Source organism: Enterobacter cloacae complex sp. BZL2005 (genome assembly GCF_049238885.1).
GTDB lineage: Bacteria > Pseudomonadota > Gammaproteobacteria > Enterobacterales > Enterobacteriaceae > Enterobacter > Enterobacter roggenkampii.
Window position 1 is genome coordinate 585,917 of the sequence record NZ_JBMKGI010000002.1, and the last position, 21,842, is coordinate 607,758.

Sequence of the window (21,842 nt, forward strand, 5' to 3'; positions counted from 1 at the left end):
GCAACAAGGACTCACGTTCTGCGAAACGCCACCAGCGTCACCACGATCCCCACCACCGCGGAAACCGCACCGGCCAGGAAGACGGACGGATAGTCAAACGAGGTGGCTAACAGCCCGGCCAGCGGCCCGGTTACCCCGTATGAGATATCCTGAAACGCCGCATAGCCGCCCAGCGCCGTCCCGCGCACCTGCGGAGCCACGCGCTTCACCACTTCAACACCGAGTGCCGGGAAAATCAGAGAACAGCCGCAGCCGGTCAGCGCCGCACCAAGCAGCGCAACGGATGCCACGGGTGCATTCCACAACAGCAGAAGACCGATGGTTTCAATGACCAGCGACGCCACCGCCACCTTCACGCCGCCAAAGCGATCCGGCATCCAGCCGAAGAAGACGCGCATCAGCACAAACGCGCCGCCAAACGCGGTAAGCGTAAAACCGGCCATCGCCCAGCCGCGGCTCATAAAATAGAGCGAGACGAACGTCCCAATCACCGCAAAACCCACGCCCTGCAGCGCCAGGCCCAGGCCCGGCTGCCAGATTTGGCCGACCACGCTCCACAGGGAAGGACGCTCGCCTTTGTGCGCGGGCACCTTACGCACCGAGCCGTTAAACGCCCATGCCACCAGCGGCAGCGCCATGGTGGTGGCAGCCAGCGCCGCAAAACCGAACTGGCTGTTGATCAGCAGACCAAGCGGTGCCCCGGCGGCCAGCGCGCCGTAGATGGCCATGCCGTTCCAGGACATCACCTTGCCGGAACGTGCTGGCCCTACCAGCCCCATTCCCCAGGTCAGGGTGCCGGTCAGCAGCTGGCTTTCACCAAAGCCCAGGATTAAACGGCCCAGCACCAGCAGCGCAAATTTATACGCGGCATCGACCGGCAATAGAGCCGCCAGCAGCCATGCGCCGCCCGCCAGGCCGCAGGCAAACATGCCCTGCAGCGCCGAACGTTTGGCACCGTGCTGGTCCGCCAGCCGTCCGGCGTAGCCGCGGGTTAAGACCGTCGCTAAAAACTGGATACCCACGGCGATGCCGACCATGGTGTTGCCATAGCCCAGCTCCTGGTGTACGAACAGCGGGATCACCGGCAGCGGCAGGCCAACGGTCATATAGGTCAGGAATACCGCAAAGGCGATACGGAACAGCGAGACGTTCGCTGAAGGGGTTGTTTCTGTTTGAGTTACTGCAGTCATGCTTTACTCCGAAATGAAGAGTAAGGCGGGGAAATGCCACGCCCCCTCTACCTGATTATCAGGATTAAGGTGCGTTGGTTGACGTTAAACGCTTACGCATTATCGTGAGGATAATGTTGAGTGATGAAGTTTGCCTGTGAGATCAGCCGCTTGTCAATGCATAAAAAAGGGAGCCTTATGGCTCCCCTTTCGAATCAAACATAAAACTTATGCTTTCAGCTTACGCATGACCAGCGTGGCGTTGGTGCCGCCGAAACCGAAGCTGTTGGACATGACGGTAGTCAGCGTCGCGTCCGTTGGTTTGGTCACGATGTTCAGGCCAGCAGCCTGCTCATCCATCTCTTCGATGTTGATGCTTGGAGCGATAAAGCCGTTTTCCAGCATCAGCAGAGAGTAGATCGCTTCCTGTACGCCAGCCGCACCCAGAGAGTGACCGGTCATGGCTTTGGTGGCAGAGATAGCCGGGCTGTTGTCGCCGAACACTTCGCGGATCGCACCCAGCTCTTTCACGTCACCTACCGGCGTAGAAGTACCGTGGGAGTTCAGGTAGTCGATTGGGGTATCAACACCGTGCATCGCCATCTTCATGCAGCGCACCGCGCCTTCGCCGGACGGAGCAACCATGTCGGCGCCGTCGGACGTTGCACCGTAGCCCACGATCTCAGCATAGATGTGCGCGCCACGTGCCAGCGCGTGCTCCAGCTCTTCAACCACAACCATACCGCCGCCGCCCGCGATAACGAAACCGTCACGGTGCGCATCGTAGGTACGGGAAGCTTTGTCCGGGGTCTCATTGTACTTGGTGGACAGTGCGCCCATCGCGTCGAATTCACAGGCCATTTCCCAGCCCAGCTCTTCGCCGCCGCCAGCAAATACGATGTCCTGTTTACCCAGCTGGATCTGCTCAACAGCGTTACCGATACAGTGTGCGGAGGTCGCACACGCGGAGCTGATGGAGTAGTTCACACCGTGGATTTTGAACGGGGTCGCCAGGCACGCGGAAACCGCAGAACCCATGGCTTTCGTGACCACGTACGGACCTACCGCTTTCAGACCACGCGGGCTACGCATGGCGTCAGCACCGAATACCTGCGCTTTAGATGAGCCGCCGGAACCGGCAATCAGACCCACGCGCGGGTTGTTCTGATAAACCTCTTCACTCAGGCCAGAATCTTTGATCGCTTCCTGCATGGAGAGATAAGCATAAATAGAGGCATCGTTCATGAAACGAACCACTTTGCGGTCGATCAAACCGGTGGTGTCCAGTTTGACGTTACCCCATACGTGGCTACGCATACCTGAATCTTTAAACTCTTCAGAGAAAGTGATCCCGGAGCGTCCTTCACGCAGAGATGCCAGGACTTCCTGCTGGTTATTACCGATGCTGGAAACAATGCCCAGGCCAGTAATCACTGCACGTTTCATTCAATACCTCTGTAAGTCGCACTATAGTAAGTTTCGAGTCGCACAATAGCGTACACTTGTACGCCGAACAAGTCCGATCAGACATTTTCTGCGGAAATTTGCACCGATGGACTCACATCGTTAAGATCGTGCCACTGCCTGTCAGACGAGTAACTTACGTGAAACAAAACGCTATACAACCCGCCAACCTCGAATTCAACGCTGAGGGTACACCTGTTTCCCGAGATTTTGATGACGTCTATTTTTCTAATGATAACGGACTCGAAGAAACTCGCTATGTTTTCCTCGACGGAAACCAGCTCAGCACCCGCTTCCCGGCGCACCCGCGGAGCCTGTTTGTGGTCGCGGAAAGTGGATTCGGCACCGGTCTGAATTTTTTAACCCTCTGGCAGGCGTTTAATCAGTTCCACGCTGCTCACCCTGAGGCTACGCTACAAAGATTACATTTCATCAGTTTCGAAAAATTCCCGCTCACCGCGCACGATCTGCGGCTTGCCCACCAGCGCTGGCCGGAGCTTGCGCCTTGGGCAGAACAGCTTCAGGCGCAGTGGCCGCCCCACATCGGCGGCTGTCACCGTCTGATTTTGGACGGTGGACGCGTCACGCTGGACTTATGGCTCGGCGACATCAACGACCTGACCGACAGGCTCGATGATTCGATGAATCAGAAGGTCGACGCGTGGTTTCTGGACGGTTTTGCCCCTGCCAAAAACCCGGACATGTGGAGCCAGCATCTGTTTAACGCGATGGCGCGGCTGGCGCGCCCTGGGGCTACCCTTGCCACCTTCACCTCGGCGGGCTTTGTCCGCCGTGGGCTGCAGGAGGCGGGCTTTACCATGCAGAAGACCAAAGGCTTTGGCCGCAAGCGCGACATGCTTGTCGGCAGGATGGAGCAGACGCTGGAGATCCCCGCTCAGACGCCCTGGTTTGCGCGCCGCGCCAGCGCATCGCGCGACGTAGCGATCGTTGGCGGTGGGATCGCCAGCGCCCTGCTCTCGCTCGCCCTTCTCCAGCGTGGCTGGCAGGTCACGCTCTACTGCGCTGACGACGCGCCCGCCAGCGGCGCATCCGGCAACCGTCAGGGGGCGCTCTATCCGCTTTTAAGCGCACACGACCCGGCCCTGTTCCAGTTTTTCCCCGCGGCCTTTACCTTCGCCCGCCGCCTGTACGACGCGCTGCCAGTGGCATTCGACCACGACTGGTGTGGCGTGACGCAGCTCGGCTGGGATGAGAAGAGCCAGCAGAAGATCGCGCAGATGCTGTCGCTGGGCCTGCCGGAAGAAATTGCCCGCGCGGTAAGTGCCCAGGAGGTGGCGGACACCGCTGGCGTAGAAACCGGGTGTGGGGGCATTCAGTACCCGCTCGGCGGCTGGCTGTGTCCGGCTGAACTGACCGCGGCGGTCATTGCCCTGGCGCAGTCGCGCGGGCTGGCGACGCATTATGCCCACAAGGTGGAATCGCTCAGCCGGACAGAACGCTGGGATCTGCGTTTTGCTGATGGCAAGGAGGCGAGCCATGCCAGCGTTGTGCTGGCCAACGGGCATCACATCAGCCAGTTTATCCAGACAGCGACGCTGCCGGTTTATCCGGTCGGCGGCCAGGTAAGCCATATCCCCACCGCGCCTGCGCTCGGCAAACTGCGCCAGGTGCTGTGCTATGACGGCTATCTGACACCGCAAAATCCGTCTAACGGCCATCACTGCATCGGGGCCAGCTATCATCGTGGCGAAACGGATATGCGCTACAGCGAAGCGGATCAGGCGCAAAACCGCCAGCGCCTGATTGACTGTTTCCCGGATGCGACGTGGGCGAAAGAGGTTGACGTCAGCGAGGGTGACGCGCGCTGCGGCGTGCGCTGCGCCACCCGCGATCATCTGCCGATGGCGGGCAACGCGCCGGACTATGACGCGACGCTTGCGGCCTATGAAGATCTGGCTGAAAACAAGGAAACGGCGGTGGCCGCACCGGTGTATCCGGAGCTGTTTATGCTGGGCGGGCTGGGTTCCCGTGGGCTGTGCTCTGCGCCGCTGCTGGCTGAAGTATTAGCCGCGCAAATGAGCGACGAGCCAATTCCGCTGGACAGGGTTACGCTTGCGGGACTGAATCCGAATCGCTTGTGGGTAAGGAAACTGCTGAAGGGGAAAATGGTTAAGTAAGGTGCGGCCTGGTGCCCTCACCCTAACCCTCTCCCACAGGGAGAGGGAAAATTAGTAGGCCCGGTAAGCGCAGCGCCACCGGGCGAAAAACAATGACTTAGCGTTTAGCCTGCTGGAACAGGTTGTCCCACATGCCCAGCACCAGTGACTGGTCGCGCGGAGAGAGCTCCCCGGCCTGAATGGCTTTCTCCAGACTGCGGGTCACTTCCTCATGAACAGCGTCGGCAGAGTGATCGTCACCTGCTTCCAGCTCGGCTACCGCGAGCGTCAGGTGACCACGCAGATAACCGCTGGCGAACAGCTCATCATCGCTGGCGTGTTCCACCATGTCATCAATTAACGCCAGAATGCGTGATTCAAATTCTGCGATCATCTTCTTTCCTCTGTTAAAGATCTTCCGGCCAAGGGAAGCTTTCCGCCGCAATCGCCGGCGTGTGGTAATAATTCTGTAAGGCCTCGATCAGGCGCGCCGGACGTGCCGGGATGCCTTTCTCAAGGTATTCCATCACCTGCGCATGCACGCGGCGCTGGAAGACAATACGGTCTGGCTCGAAGTCGCCTTCGAGGTTGTCGCAGCTGACGTTGAACGGGAAACCCGCCGCCACGCAGAACAGCCATTCCAGCGCCTGCGGCTTCACTTCCACATCCTCAAACTGCCCCTGCGTCGCGGCGTCTCGCCCGTCCGGGCAATACCAGTAACCGAAGTCCACCAGTTCGCGACGCGCTTTTCCGGCGATGCACCAGTGCGAAATTTCGTGCAAACCGCTGGCGTAAAAGCCGTGCGCAAAGACGATGCGGTTATACGGAACCTCGTCATCAGCAGGAAGATAGATCGGTTCGTCGTCGCCTTTAATCAGACGGGTATTAAAATCGTCAGCAAAACAGCCGTCAAAGATCTCAATCAGCTGTTCATATTTATGCGTACTGTTCATTAGTGCATCCCCAACCAGGTGAGGATCTCCTGTCCATGGCTGTCATAAAGAAGTTTGGCGCTCATCACGGCCGAGACGATAACGATCATCGGACGGATCAGCTTTTGCCCTTTGCTTAATACCAGACGCGAGCCTGCGCGCGCGCCCAGGAACTGCCCTGCCATCATCACAAACCCGGTTGCCCAGATAACCTTGCCGCCAATGATAAACAGCAGCAGGCCGCCGACGTTCGAGGTCGCGTTGAGCACTTTGGCATGGGCGGTAGATTTGGCGAGGTTAAACCCGGCCAGCGTCACGAACGCCAGCGCGTAAAACGAGCCTGCCCCCGGGCCGAAGAAACCGTCGTAAAAACCGACGCAGCCCCCGGCAATCAGCGCAAACGGCAGGCCGTGCAGACGACGCTGACGGTCTTCCTCGCCGAGTTTCGGCATCAGCAGGAAGTAGAGACCGATACAGATAACCAGAACCGGCAGGATCTGGCGCAAAATATCCGACTGCACGTGCTGCACCAGCAGCGCGCCCGACGTGGAACCGATAAAGGTCATCAGGATATTGAGCTTCTGGTCGGCCAGGTTCACCACCTTGCGGCGGATAAAATAGAGCGACGCTGAGAGCGAGCCGCCGCAGGCCTGCAGCTTGTTGGTGGCAAGCGCCTGCGCCGGGCTCATGCCCGCCGCCAGCAGCGCGGGTACGGTTAATAGCCCGCCGCCGCCCGCAAGGGCATCAATAAAACCTGCCAGCATAGCCACAAAGAACAGCACCACCAGCAGCAGCGGTGACACCATAAACAGCTCGACGAAATTATCCATTAAAGTACATGCTCATCCAGTAGCGCCTGGCAGGAAGGCGGCAACGGAGGCGGTGTCTTCTTCTCAGGCTTAGAGGTTCCAGGTTTTGCCGGTTCAAACCAGCTTTGCAGTTCCGCACCACAGCCATCGCCTGGCGGCGGTAGCGGCTGATCTTCGCATTCCAGGCTGTTCGCCGGGCAACGCAGACGAACGTGCATGTGCGCACGATGCTGGAACCACGGGCGCACTTTGCGCAACCAGTCGCGATCGGTTCCCTCATCGAGGCACAGCTGTTGCTTGATAGCCGGGTTGACGAAGATCCGCGTGACGTCGTTATCTTTTGCCGCCAGCTTAATCAGGCTGAAGATATCCGGCGTCCACAGTGAGGGCACAACGCGCTTACCGTCGCTCGACACCAGATCCAGCGCCTGCGGTTTCAGCAACTGGGCTGAACTCCAGCGCGCTTTAGGCAGCTGCAGGAAGATATCGACATCCAGTCCGGTCTGGTGACTGGCGTGTCCACCATTAAAACGCCCGCCTGCAGGCATCCCCATATCGCCGATCAGCATCGTGCCCAGCCCCAGATTATGCACCTGGTTTCCCAGCCGCTGGATGAACAGCACCAGATCCGGGTGGCCGAAGTAACGACGCTGGTCGGTACGCATCACCTGATAGGTATCCGATTGCAGCGGAAGTTCCTGAGCCCCCACGATACAGCCGTTAGAAAAGGCGCCGATGGACTGCGCGCTCCCCGCCACCGGATGGGTGATTTTTTGCCACGGCGTGGCGGCCAGACTGGCTCCACTGGCAAGCAGCGCCAGCAGAGCAATTGCGGTTTTTTTCATGTTTACCAGCGTGGAATGGTGGTCGTCACATCCGCATTCTGCGCGCGCTGGCGCAGGAAGTGATCCATCAGCACGATCGCCAGCATCGCTTCTGCGATCGGCACCGCGCGGATCCCGACGCACGGATCGTGACGTCCTTTGGTGATCATTTCAACTTCTTCGCCATCGCGGTTAATCGTGTGGCCTGGCACGGTAATGCTGGAGGTTGGCTTCAGCGCGATGTTGGCAATAATCTGCTGCCCGCTGCTGATCCCGCCCAGAATGCCGCCCGCGTGGTTGCTCTGGAAGCCCGCTTTCGTGATTTCGTCGCGATTCTGGCTGCCGCGCAGGGATACCACGTCAAAACCGTCGCCAATCTCAACGCCCTTCACCGCGTTGATGCTCATCAGCGCGTGCGCGATGTCGGCATCGAGACGGTCAAATACCGGCTCGCCCCAGCCTGGCGGGACGCCGTCGGCCACGACGGTGACTTTCGCCCCGATGGAGTCGCCCTCTTTTTTCAGACCGCGCATCAGTTCGTCCAGCGCGTCCAGCTTGTCGGCATCCGCACAGAAGAACGGGTTTTGCTCGACCTGATCCCAGTCTTTGATCGCCAGCGGAATGTCGCCCATCTGGGTCAGACAGCCGCGGATCACGATGCCAAATTTCTGCTGCAGGTATTTCTTAGCAATGGCGCCAGCCGCCACGCGCATCGCGGTTTCACGCGCGGAGGAACGTCCGCCGCCGCGATAGTCGCGGAAGCCGTACTTTTGTTCGTAGGTGTAGTCGGCATGGCCTGGACGGAACACGTCCTTGATGGCGCCGTAGTCCTGGGAGCGCTGATCGGTGTTTTCAATCAGCAGACCAATGCTGGTGCCTGTAGTGCGTCCTTCAAAAACGCCGGAGAGAATTTTGACCTGGTCCGTCTCGCGACGCTGCGTGGTGTAGCGAGAGGTGCCCGGACGACGACGGTCGAGGTCATGCTGCAAATCGGCTTCGGTCAGTTCGATGCCTGGCGGTACGCCATCAACGATACAGCCCAGCGCCAGCCCGTGCGACTCGCCAAAGGTGGTCACGCGGAATACCTGTCCAATACTGTTTCCTGCCATCACGGCTCCGATGTTGTTGTTTGTGTTTGAGCGTTGTGAAACGGGCCGAAGCCCGCTGGATTAATCTTTATAGATGCTGAAGTGTTCGCGCGCGTCGAGCAGCTGCGCTTTGGTCAGCATAAAGACGCCGTCACCGCCGTTGTCGAACTCAAGCCAGGTGAACGGCACATCCGGATACTGCTCTATCAGATGTACCATGCTGTTGCCCACTTCACAAATCAGAACGCCGTCGTCGGTCAGATAATCTGGCGCGCAGGCCAGAATGCGGCGGGTCAGCTTCAGGCCGTCAGAGCCTGACGCCAGACCCAGCTCCGGCTCGTGGCGGTATTCGTTCGGCAGATCGGACATGTCTTCCGCATCGACGTACGGCGGATTGGTGACGATCAGATCGTACTGCAGCGTCGGCAGATCGCGGAACAGGTCAGAGCGAATTGGCGTAACGTGATGGATCAGGCCGTGCTCTTCTATGTTGTGCTCGGTCACGGCCAGCGCGTCGGTGGAGATATCAACCGCGTCCACTTCCGCTTCCGGGAAGGCGTAAGCGCAGGCAATGGCGATACAGCCGCTCCCGGTACACATATCCAGAATGTGCTGCGGCTGATGGCCGATCAGGCCTTCAAAGTGGTTGTTAATCAGCTCACCAATCGGCGAGCGCGGCACCAGCACGCGTTCATCGACATAGAACTCGTGGCCGCAGAACCAGGCTTTGTTGGTCAGGTAGGCGACCGGGATGCGTTCGTTGACGCGACGGATCACGCGCTCAACGATGCGGTGTTTTTCGCTGGAGGTCAGGCGCGCGGTGCGCATGTCTTCCGGAATATCCAGCGGCAGATAGAGTGACGGCAGCACCAGCTGCACGGCTTCATCCCACGGGTTGTCGGTACCGTGTCCGTACCAGATATTGGCGGCGCTGAAGCGGCTAACCGACCAGCGCAACATGTCCTGTATGGTATGCAGCTCGTTTACTGCTTCATCGACAAATATTTTATCCACTCTTTCCTCCAGGGCATGCTCGCATAATTTTCGGCGGCTAGTTTGCCATGAAGACGGCGATAAATCAGCAATGACGCGTACCGCTTGAGGTTAAAAAATGCGTTTAGTCGGGTACACTATCGGAAATACGAGATGAGAATGACGAATGAAAAAGAAAACATCGCTCAGCGAGGAGGATCAGGCGCTCTTCCGCCAGCTAATGACCGGGACGCGGAAAATCGCGCAGGACACCATCGTCCATCGCCCGCTGCGTAAAAAAATCAGCGAAGTTCCGGTCAAACGGCTGCTGCAGGAGCAGGCCGATAACAGCCACTACTTTTCAGACGAGTTTCAGCCGCTGCTTAATACCCAGGGCGCGGTGAAATACGTGCGCGAGGACGTCAGCCATTTCGAACTGAAAAAGTTACGCCGGGGAGATTATTCGCCGGAGCTGTTTCTGGATCTGCACGGCTTAACGCAAATGCAGGCGAAACAGGAGCTGGGGGCGTTGATTGCCGCCTGTCGCCGCGAACATGTTTTTTGCGCCTGCGTGATGCATGGCCACGGGAAACATATCCTCAAGCAACAGACGCCGCTGTGGCTGGCTCAGCACCCACACGTAATGGCGTTTCATCAGGCACCGAAAGAGTACGGCGGAGATGCCGCCTTGCTGGTATTGATTGAAGTTGAGGAGTGGCAGCCGCCAGAGTTGCCCTGACAGAAGGGCGGGAAAGATATAGCACCCCGCCCTGTCACACGTCACGTCAGATCGCTTTTGCCATCTTCAGGTTGCACGGGCTCATTTGCCAGTTGAAGACCCCTTTGCCGGTTTCGTCGAGGGTGACGTTGGCAATCGCGGAAGTGGTGAACATAGGCGGCGTTTCGCCCGGGCACAGCTCAGATACCAGATAGCCGACCAGCGGCAGGTGGGAAATGACCAGTGCGGAAGCGACACCTTCATTGCACAGCGCCTGAAGATAAGCGCTGACAAGGCCGACATCACCGCATGGTGTCAGTTCGGGGAGAACATCCACACTGGACGGCAGGTTCATACACTCCCCTACCACATCCAGCGTCTGTTCTGCACGCAGGAACGGACTCACAAGAACGCGTTCAATGTCCACTTTTTGACCTTTAAGCCAGGTTGCCATCAGACGGGATTCGTCGCAGCCACAGACGGTTAAAGGACGTACTGAGTCACTGGCGGCATCGAGTGCCGCGTCGCCGTGACGCATGATGAAAACTTGCATATTGCACCGCTTTTGTTAACCAGAATCACCGGCGTTAACTACCCGCGATAAATGCTAAGAGGTAGAAAACCCGATGGCCGGGCATTGTGCCTGATCCATTCGATGAATGAAACGCTGTTTTTTACCTCAATGGCGTAAGTATAGTCAATCTCTGTTTACAAAATCGCCAGAACAGGTTCATTCACCTCAGGATTTACCCTTCTTTGACTTCAGTTTACGAAATCAGTTTCCCGTGCAGGCCAAAATGTCTGGCCCCGTTCCGCCATCTGCAATAATTCGTCACACGGTGTAAACCGTGGGCCATATTGCGAGGCCAGACGTTGCAAAATGGCAACCACTTCACCCGCGCCGAGTGTATCCATGTAGCGGAACGGGCCGCCAAGGAACGGCGGAAAACCAATACCAAATACCGCGCCAATGTCGCCATCGCGTGCGCTCTTGATCACCAGCTCACCAAAGCAGCGCGCCGCTTCATTGAGCATCATCATCACGCAACGTTCAGCGCACTGAACGGCAGACAGTTTTCCCTGACCGGTGGTCGAAATAAGCCCATAAACCGAAGGGTCGACCTGTTTCTTGCTTTTACGCCCTTTCGCGCCGTAAAGATAGAAACCGCGTTCATTTTTTCTGCCTTTGCGATCGTCCTTCAAAATTGCAGAAACAATGTTTGCAGGCGGGCTAAAACGATCGCCATAAGCCGCCTCCAGCACAGGTATAATTTTAGTGCCGGTGTCTATTCCCACCTCATCCAAAAGTTGGATTGGGCCAACGGGGAAACCAAACTTTACCAGCGCCTCGTCGACGTGCTCGATCTTCTCGCCTTCCGTCAGCAGCCGCATGGCTTCATTCATATAGGGCGCCAGAATACGGTTAACGTAGAAGCCGGCTTTATCTGCGACCACGATCGGCGTTTTACCCTGCTTCTTCGCAAGCTTGACTACCGTGGCGATGGTTTGCGGACTGGTAGTCTCGTGTGGAATAACTTCCACCAGCGGCATTTTTTCTACCGGGCTAAAGAAGTGCAGCCCGATCACCTGCTCCGGACGCGCGGCTTTCGCCGCGATATCGCCAATCGGTAATGACGACGTGTTGGAGGCAAAAATGGTATGCGGGGCGCAATGCTGCTCAACGTCTGCCACCATCTGCTGCTTAAGCGCCAGATCCTCAAACACCGCTTCAATCATCAGATCGCGGTGCGCAAAACCGCTGTAATCCGTCGTACCGGAGATCATTGCCAGGGTTTTATCACGCTCGCTTGCCTTGATATGGCGGCGTTTGACCTTTTGATCAAGGTTCTGCCAGCTGTACTGCAGCGCGTGGTTGATTCCCTTAGGGTTAATGTCTTTGATGCGTACCGGCAATTTGCCTTTGCTGGCGGTAACAAAAGCGATACCGCCGCCCATGAGCCCCCCACCCAGTACGCCAATGGCACGCAGAGGCGCAGGCTCCGCCTTGCTGCCGGGATCTTTTTTGACGTCAGTGCTGGCGAAGAAGATGCTGCGCAATGCCTGTGACTGCGGCGTCATCGCCAGTTCACCAAAGGCTTTGGCCTCCGCGGCATAGCCGCTGCTGCTGCCCTGCGACAGCCCGGTTTCGATCACGTCGAGGATCCGCTTTGCCGCCGGGTAATTGCCTTTGGTTTTTTGTTCGGTCTTTTTGCCCACCATATTGAACAGGAGCGTTCTCCCCAGCGGACCGGCCAGCACGCGCTCGCGAACCGGCAGAGGACGTTTTGCCTGACGCCCTTTCAGCGCAAGCTCAACGGCGGCCTCCAGCAAAATGGACTGCGGCACGACGTCATCGACCAGACCGGCTTTCAGCGCCTGACGGGCACGCAGCTGTTTACCGGTTAAGATCATCTCCAGCGCCGTGCTGACGCCCACCAGCCGCGGCAGACGCTGCGTTCCGCCAGAACCTGGCAGCAGGCCCAGCTGCACTTCCGGCAGGCCCAGAATGGTTTTCGCATCGTCAGTACAGATGCGGCTGTGGCAGGCCAGCGCCAGCTCCAGCCCACCGCCCAGACACGCACCGTGGATCGCTGCGATGACCGGGATTGGGAGACCGTTGATCTCCGACATCACCTGCTGGCCCTGACGCGCCAGCTCTTCGGCTTCCAGCGCGCTTTGCGCCCGGGCAATCATGTTGATATCCGCCCCGGCGATAAAGTTGTCGGGTTTGGCAGAGATAAACACCAGGCCGCGAATGGCTTTGTTCTCGCGGATCTGCTTTAGCATCGCGCGCACCTGAACGCCAAATTCGGCCTTCAGGGTATTCATCTTTTCATCAGGCACATCAATAGTGATAACGGCCACGTTATCGAGGCGAACCGTCAGATTAAATGCAGATGGCATATCCATTATTCAGCCTCCAGAACCATTGCTGCGCCAAGGCCGCCCGCCGCACAGGCGGTAACAAGGCCAAACCCACCGCCACGGCGACGGAGTTCATGTAATGTTTGCGTGATCATCCTCGCCCCTGTAGCGGCAAACGGATGACCGTAGGCGATAGAGCCACCCAGCACGTTGAATTTACTCTGATCCACTTCACCCGTGGCATGCGCGCGGCCCAGCACATCACGTGCGAAACGCTCGCTTGCCAGCAGCTGGACGTTTGCCAGGGTTTGCGCGGCAAACGCTTCGTGCATATCAATCAGGGTTAAATCAGCCAGCGTCAGCCCCGCGCGATCCAGCGCCAGCGGCGTGGACCATGCCGGACCTAACAGCATGTCCTGCCAGACGTCAATGGCGGTGAAGGCGTAGCTGCGTAAATAGCCCAGGGGAGTAATGCTCAGCTCTTTCGCACGGGATTCGGTCATCAGGATCACGGCGGCAGCCCCGTCCGTCAGCGGCGTACTGTTCGCCGCCGTCACGGTGCCGTGCTTGCGGTCAAACGCCGGGCGCAGTTTGGCGTAATCCGCCAGCGTTGACGTGCCACGAATATTGTTATCTTCCGCAAGCGGTTCGCGATAGGGCGGAATATAGGCGGTCATGACCTCATCGGTCAGCTTGCCTTCCGACCAGGCTTTTGCCGCAAGCTGATGTGAACGATGCGCCAGCGCATCCTGCTGTTCACGCGTAATGCCGTAGGTTTTGGCCATCTGCTCGGCGGTGTCGCCCATGCGCAGGCCGGTGGAATATTCCGCTACGGCAGGGGGAACAGGCATCAGATCGCGCAGACGTAAACGCGAGAAGAGTTTGAGCTTCTGACCCGTCGTGCGGGCTTTGTTGGCATCGACCAGAATACGCGCCAGCTTTTTACTGACCCCAATCGGCAGTACCGAAGAGGAGTCCGCTCCCCCCGCTATCCCGGCGCGAATGGTGCCCGCCATCAGGCTTTCGGCGACGTTAGCCACGGCCTGGAAACTGGTTGCGCAGGCGCGGCTGACGCTGTAGGCGTCGGTATGAACATTCATCCCGGTACCGAGGACGATTTCCCGCGCAATGTTGGGGGCTTCAGGCATCTGCACGACCTGGCCGAAGACCAGCTGTTCGATGACCTCCGGCGGAATTTCGCTGCGAGCCAGCATCTCCCCCACTACCATTTTCCCCAGGTCGACGGCCGGTATGCCATGAAACGCCGTTGCCTGACGCGCAAATGGCGTGCGCAATCCACTGACTATGGCAATGCGATCGCCCTGACGGGTAATAAGCGGTAATGCCTGACTCATAACACTCCCCTGTAAAAAATATTCGCAAACACAAAGTGGTCTGACCTGATAACAGTCTTAACCATTTTTTTACATTCAGCCAATCGGGGAAACGAAAAAGTGCGAGCTAAAACACAGAGAAGAAAAAGAAAATGCCCCTGCATGGCAGGGGCATTTGTGCGGTATGTTGCCAGGTGCGCAAGGAAAAGCAAAACGGTAACCCGTAGGTTACCGATTTTAATGCTTACGCCCTCTCCCGTGGGAGAGGGTCGGGCTGAGGGCATCAGGCCGCAGGAATTAACGCAGACCCAGCTGGAAAATAAGCGTTTCAGCTTCGCAGGCAAAAACAAAGTCGATGTCCAGCTTCACGCCGCCTTCCACTTCGGTAAAGGTCGACTTGATTTCACACGGATCGGATTCAACATCACGCGCACGCTTGCTCAGCGCGGCCAGGGTCTCTTCCGCTTCGGCGCGGTTGGTGAACACACGGCTGTAAGACGCGGTGCAATCGGAGTTGTCCATGATGGTGCCAACATCCATACAGCAGCAAACCGGGGTTTCATCAGCACTGCATTTACTCATAGCTCAATTTCCTCTGTATTCGCGCAGCGCGCGAGATAAACACGATGCTGATATTTTACGCCCCGGCGCGTGCTCTCTCCAGCCGTTAATGGCGCAAAATCGGATAAGTGACCAATATCACACTAAAAAATGATCTAAAACAAAAACCACCCTTTTGGGTGAGTCGCGATGGTCACAATTTTGCCAACCAGATCTCGTTTCACGAAACATGTTTGAAAATATTAATAAACAAACTTGCAACATTCAGGCTGGTCGGACCTATACTCTGGCCACTGGTCTGATTTGTCTGTCATACCTCAGACCCTACACTTCGCGCTCCTGTTACGGTATGTAACAATTATTGAATAAAAATAACTCAATGAGGTTATGGTCATGAGCCAGAAAACCCTGTTCAACAAGACTGCGCTGGCAGTCGCAGTGGCACTCGTCTCCACTTCCGCATGGTCAGCGGGCTTTCAGTTAAACGAATTTTCTTCCTCTGGCCTTGGCCGCGCGTATTCAGGGGAAGGCGCTATCGCTGATGATGCGGGTAACGCAAGTCGTAACCCCGCATTGATCATGATGTTTGATCGTCCGACCTTCTCTGCCGGTGCGGTTTATATCGATCCTGATGTCAACATTTCTGGCAAATCGCCTTACACGGGTGCGAGCCTTAAAGCGGACAATATTGCCCCAACAGCATGGGTCCCTAACCTGCACTTCGTTGCGCCTATCAATGAACAGTTTGGCTGGGGAGCATCCGTAACCTCTAACTACGGCCTTGCTACCGAGTTCAATAGCAACTATCCGGCTGGTGAATACGGCGGTAAAACAGACCTTACTACGCTGAACCTGAACCTGAGTGGTGCTTATCGCCTGAACGACAACTGGAGCTTTGGTCTGGGCTTTGATGCCGTCTACGCCGATGCCAAAATTGAACGTTACTCCGGGGAGCAAACTGCTCGCCTGCCAAAAAACAGCAATAAAATTGCCAGCCTTGAAGGTGATGAGTGGGGCTATGGCTGGAACGCCGGTATCCTGTACGAGCTGGACAAAAACAACCGTTGGGGCCTGACCTATCGCTCCGAAGTGAAAATTGACTTCGACGGCGATTACAAGAGCGGCATCCTGAAGCCTGTGAACAACGTGGTTCCTGGTGCGGGTACCACCATTCCTTGGGGAACGTCAAACCAGACCGTTCCAGGTTCGCTGTCACTGCATTTGCCAGAAATGTGGGAAGTCTCCGGTTATAACCGCGTTGCACCGCAATGGGCGATCCACTACAGCCTGGCCTATACCAGCTGGAGCCAGTTCCAGGAGCTGAAAGCGACCGGAAGCAATGGTCAAACGCTATTCTATAAGGACGAAAGCTTCCACGACGCTTATCGTATTGCGTTGGGTACCACCTACTACTACGATAAAAACTGGACTTTCCGCTCCGGTATCGCATTTGACGACAGCCCGGTTCCGGCAGACAAGCGTTCCATTTCCATTCCGGATCAGGACCGCTTCTGGATAAGTGCAGGCGCGACTTATGCGTTCAACGAGAATGCATCTATCGATGCGGGCGTATCTTATATGCACGGTCAGAAAGTGACGTTCCAGGAAGGCCCTTACGAGTTTACCTCTGAAGGTAAAGCCTGGCTGTTCGGTACGAACTTCAACTACGCGTTCTAATCGCGCAGGAATTGAAAAAGGTGAGCATTGCTCACCTTTTTTATTTACTCCGAATCGATATCTTTTAGTTCGTTCTCGATCGCCTTCGCGTTTGGATTCTCTTCCGGTTTCAGCTTACCGCCGTTAGCAATAAAATCATGATTCTGGAAGTACGCTTCCCGCACCATAATATACGGGTCAGAAGACTGGCGCAGTAAGCCATCAGAGTCGAGCAGTTGAGCACGGGTTTCAATCCCTTCCACCGTCCATTTACCCACCGACAGCGGCCAGGTCAGCCACGACAGAACCGGATACAGCGTATCAACCATATCGCCGCCGTCATCACGAAGGGTGAAACTGCCGTAGAACGGTAATTGCATGTACGGCCCGTACCCGACGCCATAATGTCCCATTGTGCTGCCGAAACGGTGCGGCTGCTCACGCTGCAGTTTCGGGTTCGCCATGCCTGCCACGTCAATAAAGCCGCCCATCCCCAGAATAGAGTTAAGGAAGAAGCGGGTAAAGTGCACCATCCCCTGATACGGGTCGCCCTGCAGGAAGTAGTTCACCATTACCGCAGGCTCTTCGAGGTTGCTGGTAAAATTACTTAACCCGTTACGCGCGGGCTGGGGAACATAATCGCGCCATGCTACTGCCACCGGGCGAACCACATACGGGTCCAGCACGTTGTAGTTGAAGTTATACATGGAGCGGTTAAATCCTTCGAGAGGATCGGAGCGTCCCGTTTGCTCCCCGGAGCTGGCGCAGCCCACAAGCATCGTCGCGCCAAGCGCAAGCGCCGACAGCCGAAGTTTCATAAATATCTCCCTGTTCAGTATGGCTATCGTTGATTGCCATCCGTAACGGAGCCGTTGATGCTCCGTCTGTAAACGTGCAAGCGATTGTAACAGCACGTTTACCGATGTCTATGAGCACAATTACGGGCAGTAATCACCGTGACTCTGATCTCAGCATAGCCTGGCTTTTGGAATTCGTTTCGCTGGCAATTTTATAATGTCTTTGAAAGAGATGTATCACCTTTGTTGTCATTGCCGCCAATTTAAGAGCATCCCCACAGGCATCCCGATAAAAGCCGCTACGCTTAACAGAAAGATCAACCTCCGGGAGCAGATATGAAAGACGTGGGCGAAGAAAAAATTGGCGAGAGCGATGAGGAACTTGAAATTGAAAGCGAGGAGAAAGCGCGTGGCGAGAAAATAGAAATTGATGAAGACCGCCTCCCTTCCCGTGCGATGGCCATCCATGAGCATATCCGCCAGGACGGTGAAAAAGAGATGGAGCGCGATGCCATGGCCCTCTTCTGGTCAGCTATCGCCGCAGGGCTCTCAATGGGCGCATCTCTGCTCGCCAAAGGGATATTTCATGTTCAGCTGGAAGGTGTGCCGGGCGGTTTTTTACTCGAGAATCTCGGCTATACCTTCGGCTTTGTGATTGTCATCATGGCCCGCCAGCAGCTGTTTACCGAAAACACGGTGACCGCCGTTCTGCCGGTGATGCAAAACCCTACCCTCGGCAACTTCGGTTTATTGATGCGTCTGTGGAGCGTCGTCCTGCTGGGTAATATCATCGGCACGGGCATCGCGGCCTGGGCGTTTGAGTACATGCCGATCTTTGATGAACCCACCCGGGATGCATTTGTAAAAATCGGCATGGATGTGATGAAAAACACCCCGATCGAAATGTTCTCGAATGCCATCATCTCCGGGTGGATTATCGCCACGATGGTCTGGATGTTTCCTTCAGCAGGGAGCGCCAAAATTGTGGTGATTATATTGATGACCTGGCTGATTGCGCTGGCTGACACCACGCATATTGTGGTCGGTACCGTAGAAATACTGTATCTGGTCTTTAACGGTACGCTTCACTGGAGCGACTTTTTCTGGCCGTTCGCCCTGCCGACACTAGCAGGAAACATCTGCGGCGGAACGTTTATCTTCGCGCTGTTAAGCCATGCCCAAATCCGTAACGACATGTCGAACAAACGCAAAGCGGAGCTTAAAGCGCGGGAAAATGATGATAAATCGACAAAAAAATCGTCCTGAATGGTGACTCTTTGAGCAGTCAGGCGGCGATGCGCTTAACGCAAAGTGTAAATGACGCTATACTCGTGCCGCCTCGTCCCCTTAGTTAAATGGATATAACGAGCCCCTCCTAAGGGCTAGTTGCAGGTTCGATTCCTGCAGGGGACACCAGATATAACTCTCCTGATGTCTACCGAATTCAATAAAAACCTTTTATAATCAGCCATAACCCCTCTTCTCAGGCTATGCGACGTCAACTGAAGTCTACCCATATCTACGTGAATCAATAAACGTTTGGGGGCCTAAGTGGGGGCTTATCCTGTTCAACGGAAAATGAGGCCCCCAAATGCCACTGAATGCTCGTCAGGTCGAGACTGCAAAGCCCAGAGATAAAGCCTATAAACTCGCTGATGGCGGAGGGCTCTATCTCATGGTCAATACTAACGGTTCAAAGTACTGGCGAATGAAGTATCGATTTGCCGGTAAAGAGAAAAAACTCTCGTTCGGAACCTATCCTGACATCTCACTTGCGGAAGCCCGCACTAAGCGCGATGAAGCGAGAAAAACATTGGCAAATGATAAAGATCCCGGTGAAGTTAAAAAAGCCGAACTACTTGCCCAAAAACTATCGGTTACGAATACTTTTGAAGCGATAGCGGTTGAGTGGTACAACGCAAAAGTTTCTGGCTGGTCAAAAAACTACGCTGACTATGTTAACCGGGCCTTCAAAAACAATGTATTTCCCTTTGTTGGATCGCAGCCGGTTAATGAGATAAAGCCACTGGAGCTTCTGTCTGTATTGCAGCGTATGGAAAAGCGAGGTGCGCCGGAGCTTGCCAGTAAAGTGCGCCAACGTTGTAGCGAAGTGTTCCGTTACGCTATTGTTACTGGCCGAGCCGAGTACAACCCTGCGGCTGATCTTGGTAGTGCTTTACAGGGGTACGAGAAACAACATTATCCCTTTCTTACTGCTGCTGAGCTACCCGAGTTTTTACAAAAGCTTTCACAATACACCGGCAGTCTAGTAACGCTTCTGGCGACCCGACTACTCATGCTTACGGGCTTACGAACCGTCGAATTACGTATGGCAGAATGGAGTGAAATCGACTTCGAAAACCATATCTGGGAAATACCGAAAAGTAGAATGAAGATGAGGCGACCCCACATAGTGCCCCTTTCTGCTCAATCCTTAGCAGCACTTCGGCAACTAAAGCAATTGACCGGTACTTACCAGTTTATCTTTGCAGGTCGAAACGATGTTAATAAACCAATGAGCGAAGCCAGCATCAATATGGTTATTAAAAGGATTGGTTACGATAAGAGAGCAACCGGACATGGTTTTCGTCACACCATGAGCACAATCTTGCATGAGGAAGGATTCAACACTGCTTGGATTGAGACCCAGCTCGCGCATGTGGACAAGAACGCGATTCGCGGGACCTATAACCATGCGCAGTATCTTGAAGGGAGGAAAGAGATGATGCAGTGGTATGGGGACTATTTGGATGGATTGCGATTGGATGGAAACGTTGCCAGAGTTAGTTAATGAAGAGCCGATTCGAGTTCGGCCTTCGCACCAACAGTATGTAAATAGACCTCAACTGAGGTCTTTTTTTATGCCTAAAATGAATCGCCACGGGTTTAACAGACACCTCAGAGTCATTTAAGATGGCTTAAAGAGAGGTGCCCATGAGCGGTAAGCGTTATCCCGAAGAGTTTAAAACTGAAGCAGTCAAACAGGTTGTTGATCGCGGTTATTCTGTTTCCAGCGTTGCAACACGTCTCGATATCACCACCCACAGCCTTTATGCATGGATAAAGAAGTACGGTCCGGATTCTTCCACTAATAAAGAACAGTCAGATGCTCAGGCCGAGATCCGCCGTCTCCAGAAAGAGCTGAAACGGGTTACCGGTAATGCTGTCAACCTGTTGATGACTATTTTAATCTGTAGTCATTCAATCCTTGTAACATCAGGATGATCCTGGTGTCAGTGAAAATACGAAATCAACACGTTGGTATCATTACCCACCTGTGAACTGACGTCGGCATTTTGAATCTCACTTCGGCGTGCCCCCTCCGAATGGCGCAAAACATTTCGTGGTATGGCATGATAGCACCCGAAGAGAGTCAATTCAGGGTGGTAAATGTGAAACCAGTAACGCTATACGATGTCGCAGAGTATGCCGGTGTCTCTTATCAGACCGTTTCCCGCGTGGTGAACCAGGCCAGCCACGTCTCTGCGAAAACGCGGGAAAAGGTGGAAGCGGCGATGGCGCAGCTGAACTACATTCCCAACCGCGTGGCACAACAACTGGCGGGGAAACAGTCGTTGCTGATTGGCGTTGCTACCTCCAGTCTGGCCCTGCACGCGCCGTCGCAAATTGTCGCGGCGATTAAATCTCGCGCCGATCAACTGGGTGCCAGCGTGGTGGTGTCGATGGTAGAACGAAGCGGCGTCGAAGCCTGTAAAGCGGCGGTGCACAATCTTCTCGCGCAACGCGTCAGTGGGCTGATCATTAACTATCCGCTGGATGACCAGGATGCCATTGCTGTGGAAGCTGCCTGCGCTAATGTTCCGGCGTTATTTCTTGATGTCTCTGACCAGACTCCCATCAACAGTATTATTTTCTCCCATGAAGACGGTACGCGACTGGGCGTGGAGCATCTGGTCGCATTGGGTCACCAGCAAATCGCGCTGTTAGCGGGCCCATTAAGTTCTGTCTCGGCGCGTCTGCGTCTGGCGGGCTGGCATAAATATCTCACTCGCAATCAAATTCATCCGATAGCGGAACGGGAAGGCGACTGGAGTGCCATGTCCGGTTTTCAACAAACCATGCAAATGCTAAATGAGGGCATCGTTCCCACTGCGATGCTGGTTGCCAACGATCAGATGGCGCTGGGCGCAATGCGCGCCATTACCGAGTCCGGGTTGCGCGTTGGTGCGGATATCTCGGTAGTGGGATACGACGATACCGAAGACAGCTCGTGTTATATCCCGCCGTTAACCACCATCAAACAGGATTTTCGCCTGCTGGGGCAAAGCAGCGTGGACCGCTTGCTGAAACTCTCTCAGGGCCAGGCGGTGAAGAGCAATCAGCTGTTGCCCGTCTCACTGGTGAAAAGAAAAACCACCCTGGCGCCCAATACGCAAACCACCTCTCCCCGCACGTTGGCAGATTCCTTAATGCAGTTGGCACGACAAGTTTCCCGACTTGAAAGCGGGCAGTGAGCGCAACGCAATTAATGTGAGTCAGCTCACTCATTAGGCACCCCAGGCTTTACACTCTATG

At 55.6% G+C, this 21,842-nt stretch carries 19 protein-coding genes, 1 tRNA gene and 1 pseudogene; 8 read left to right on the forward strand and 13 right to left on the reverse strand.

Annotation, left to right across the window (positions count from 1 at the left end; all coding sequences use genetic code 11):
• Nucleotides 1–11: 11 nt before the first annotated feature.
• Together ACOTXI_RS07210 and fabB are read right to left on the reverse strand one after the other, a co-directional pair.
• On the reverse strand, nucleotides 12–1,190 hold the full coding sequence (locus ACOTXI_RS07210) for an MFS transporter (protein ID WP_087855230.1): 1,179 nt from the start codon (nucleotides 1,188–1,190) through the stop codon (nucleotides 12–14).
• 207 nt (nucleotides 1,191–1,397) lie between these two features.
• Nucleotides 1,398–2,615 carry a beta-ketoacyl-ACP synthase I gene (fabB, locus tag ACOTXI_RS07215; RefSeq protein ID WP_008502605.1) on the reverse strand — a complete coding sequence of 406 codons (1,218 nt, stop codon included), beginning with the start codon at nucleotides 2,613–2,615 and terminating at the stop codon, nucleotides 1,398–1,400.
• Nucleotides 2,616–2,773: 158 nt separating this feature from the next.
• Between fabB and mnmC the strand changes: the two genes are divergently transcribed.
• A complete protein-coding gene (gene mnmC, locus ACOTXI_RS07220; RefSeq protein ID WP_421633873.1) occupies nucleotides 2,774–4,771 on the forward strand; it encodes a bifunctional tRNA (5-methylaminomethyl-2-thiouridine)(34)-methyltransferase MnmD/FAD-dependent 5-carboxymethylaminomethyl-2-thiouridine(34) oxidoreductase MnmC in 1,998 nt (665 codons plus the stop codon).
• Between the two features lie 97 nt (nucleotides 4,772–4,868).
• Here mnmC and ACOTXI_RS07225 read toward each other — a convergent pair whose 3' ends face one another.
• The 6 genes from ACOTXI_RS07225 to prmB are packed head-to-tail and all read right to left on the reverse strand — an operon-like array spanning nucleotide 4,869 to nucleotide 9,417.
• Nucleotides 4,869–5,144: a YfcL family protein gene (locus tag ACOTXI_RS07225; protein ID WP_008502607.1), complete on the reverse strand. Its 276-nt coding sequence runs from the start codon at nucleotides 5,142–5,144 to the stop codon at nucleotides 4,869–4,871.
• 13 nt (nucleotides 5,145–5,157) lie between these two features.
• Complete coding sequence (locus tag ACOTXI_RS07230; protein ID WP_008502608.1) at nucleotides 5,158–5,703, reverse strand: elongation factor P hydroxylase; 546 nt, start codon at nucleotides 5,701–5,703, stop codon at nucleotides 5,158–5,160.
• A complete protein-coding gene (locus ACOTXI_RS07235) occupies nucleotides 5,703–6,512 on the reverse strand; it encodes a sulfite exporter TauE/SafE family protein (RefSeq protein ID WP_058654829.1) in 810 nt (269 codons plus the stop codon). Before ACOTXI_RS07235 ends, ACOTXI_RS07230 begins: the two co-directional genes overlap by 1 nt.
• Nucleotides 6,512–7,336 (reverse strand): penicillin-insensitive murein endopeptidase, encoded by an 825-nt coding sequence (gene mepA, locus ACOTXI_RS07240; protein WP_008502610.1) that lies wholly within the window; start codon nucleotides 7,334–7,336, stop codon nucleotides 6,512–6,514. The genes ACOTXI_RS07235 and mepA overlap by 1 nt, the downstream gene beginning before the upstream one ends.
• A 2-nt stretch (nucleotides 7,337–7,338) precedes the next feature.
• On the reverse strand, nucleotides 7,339–8,424 hold the full coding sequence (gene aroC, locus ACOTXI_RS07245; RefSeq protein WP_087855231.1) for a chorismate synthase: 1,086 nt from the start codon (nucleotides 8,422–8,424) through the stop codon (nucleotides 7,339–7,341).
• Nucleotides 8,425–8,484: 60 nt separating this feature from the next.
• On the reverse strand, nucleotides 8,485–9,417 hold the full coding sequence (prmB, locus tag ACOTXI_RS07250; RefSeq protein WP_008502612.1) for a 50S ribosomal protein L3 N(5)-glutamine methyltransferase: 933 nt from the start codon (nucleotides 9,415–9,417) through the stop codon (nucleotides 8,485–8,487).
• 145 nt (nucleotides 9,418–9,562) lie between these two features.
• Between prmB and smrB the strand changes: the two genes are divergently transcribed.
• On the forward strand, nucleotides 9,563–10,114 hold the full coding sequence (gene smrB / locus ACOTXI_RS07255; RefSeq protein ID WP_023344606.1) for an endonuclease SmrB: 552 nt from the start codon (nucleotides 9,563–9,565) through the stop codon (nucleotides 10,112–10,114).
• A 46-nt stretch (nucleotides 10,115–10,160) separates the two neighbouring features.
• Here smrB and sixA read toward each other — a convergent pair whose 3' ends face one another.
• The 4 genes from sixA to ACOTXI_RS07275 form a co-directional block, all read right to left on the reverse strand.
• On the reverse strand, nucleotides 10,161–10,646 hold the full coding sequence (gene sixA, locus ACOTXI_RS07260; protein ID WP_014884683.1) for a phosphohistidine phosphatase SixA: 486 nt from the start codon (nucleotides 10,644–10,646) through the stop codon (nucleotides 10,161–10,163).
• A gap of 209 nt (nucleotides 10,647–10,855) precedes the next feature.
• Nucleotides 10,856–13,003 carry a fatty acid oxidation complex subunit alpha FadJ gene (gene fadJ / locus ACOTXI_RS07265; protein ID WP_058654827.1) on the reverse strand — a complete coding sequence of 716 codons (2,148 nt, stop codon included), beginning with the start codon at nucleotides 13,001–13,003 and terminating at the stop codon, nucleotides 10,856–10,858.
• Complete coding sequence (gene fadI, locus ACOTXI_RS07270) at nucleotides 13,003–14,313, reverse strand: acetyl-CoA C-acyltransferase FadI (protein WP_058654825.1); 1,311 nt, start codon at nucleotides 14,311–14,313, stop codon at nucleotides 13,003–13,005. The genes fadJ and fadI overlap by 1 nt, the downstream gene beginning before the upstream one ends.
• 276 nt (nucleotides 14,314–14,589) lie before the next feature.
• Entirely contained in the window at nucleotides 14,590–14,874 is a 285-nt protein-coding gene (locus ACOTXI_RS07275) for a YfcZ/YiiS family protein (protein WP_023294142.1), read from the reverse strand.
• A gap of 372 nt (nucleotides 14,875–15,246) precedes the next feature.
• Here ACOTXI_RS07275 and fadL point away from each other — a divergent pair, with 372 nt between their 5' ends.
• The gene (gene fadL / locus ACOTXI_RS07280; RefSeq protein WP_008502618.1) at nucleotides 15,247–16,530 is read left to right on the forward strand and encodes a long-chain fatty acid transporter FadL; all 1,284 of its coding nucleotides are present in this window, start codon (nucleotides 15,247–15,249) and stop codon (nucleotides 16,528–16,530) included.
• 44 nt (nucleotides 16,531–16,574) lie between these two features.
• Here fadL and mlaA read toward each other — a convergent pair whose 3' ends face one another.
• On the reverse strand, nucleotides 16,575–17,327 hold the full coding sequence (mlaA, locus tag ACOTXI_RS07285; protein WP_008502619.1) for a phospholipid-binding lipoprotein MlaA: 753 nt from the start codon (nucleotides 17,325–17,327) through the stop codon (nucleotides 16,575–16,577).
• Between the two features lie 315 nt (nucleotides 17,328–17,642).
• On the opposite strand from mlaA, the gene ACOTXI_RS07290 reads away from it, so the two are divergent.
• The 5 genes and pseudogenes from ACOTXI_RS07290 (at nucleotide 17,643) to lacI (ending at nucleotide 21,781) form a co-directional block, all read left to right on the forward strand.
• Nucleotides 17,643–18,572: a formate/nitrite transporter family protein gene (locus ACOTXI_RS07290; RefSeq protein WP_023325783.1), complete on the forward strand. Its 930-nt coding sequence runs from the start codon at nucleotides 17,643–17,645 to the stop codon at nucleotides 18,570–18,572.
• 75 nt (nucleotides 18,573–18,647) lie between these two features.
• Nucleotides 18,648–18,722: transfer RNA gene (locus ACOTXI_RS07295), tRNA-Arg, on the forward strand.
• Nucleotides 18,723–18,897: 175 nt separating this feature from the next.
• Nucleotides 18,898–20,097 (forward strand): tyrosine-type recombinase/integrase, encoded by a 1,200-nt coding sequence (locus tag ACOTXI_RS07300; RefSeq protein WP_007851503.1) that lies wholly within the window; start codon nucleotides 18,898–18,900, stop codon nucleotides 20,095–20,097.
• A gap of 143 nt (nucleotides 20,098–20,240) precedes the next feature.
• Nucleotides 20,241–20,462, forward strand: a pseudogene (locus tag ACOTXI_RS07305) (transposase); the annotation flags it as partial.
• Between the two features lie 236 nt (nucleotides 20,463–20,698).
• Nucleotides 20,699–21,781 (forward strand): DNA-binding transcriptional repressor LacI, encoded by a 1,083-nt coding sequence (lacI, locus tag ACOTXI_RS07310; RefSeq protein WP_103786753.1) that lies wholly within the window; start codon nucleotides 20,699–20,701, stop codon nucleotides 21,779–21,781.
• The last annotated feature ends 61 nt before the right edge of the window (nucleotides 21,782–21,842 follow it).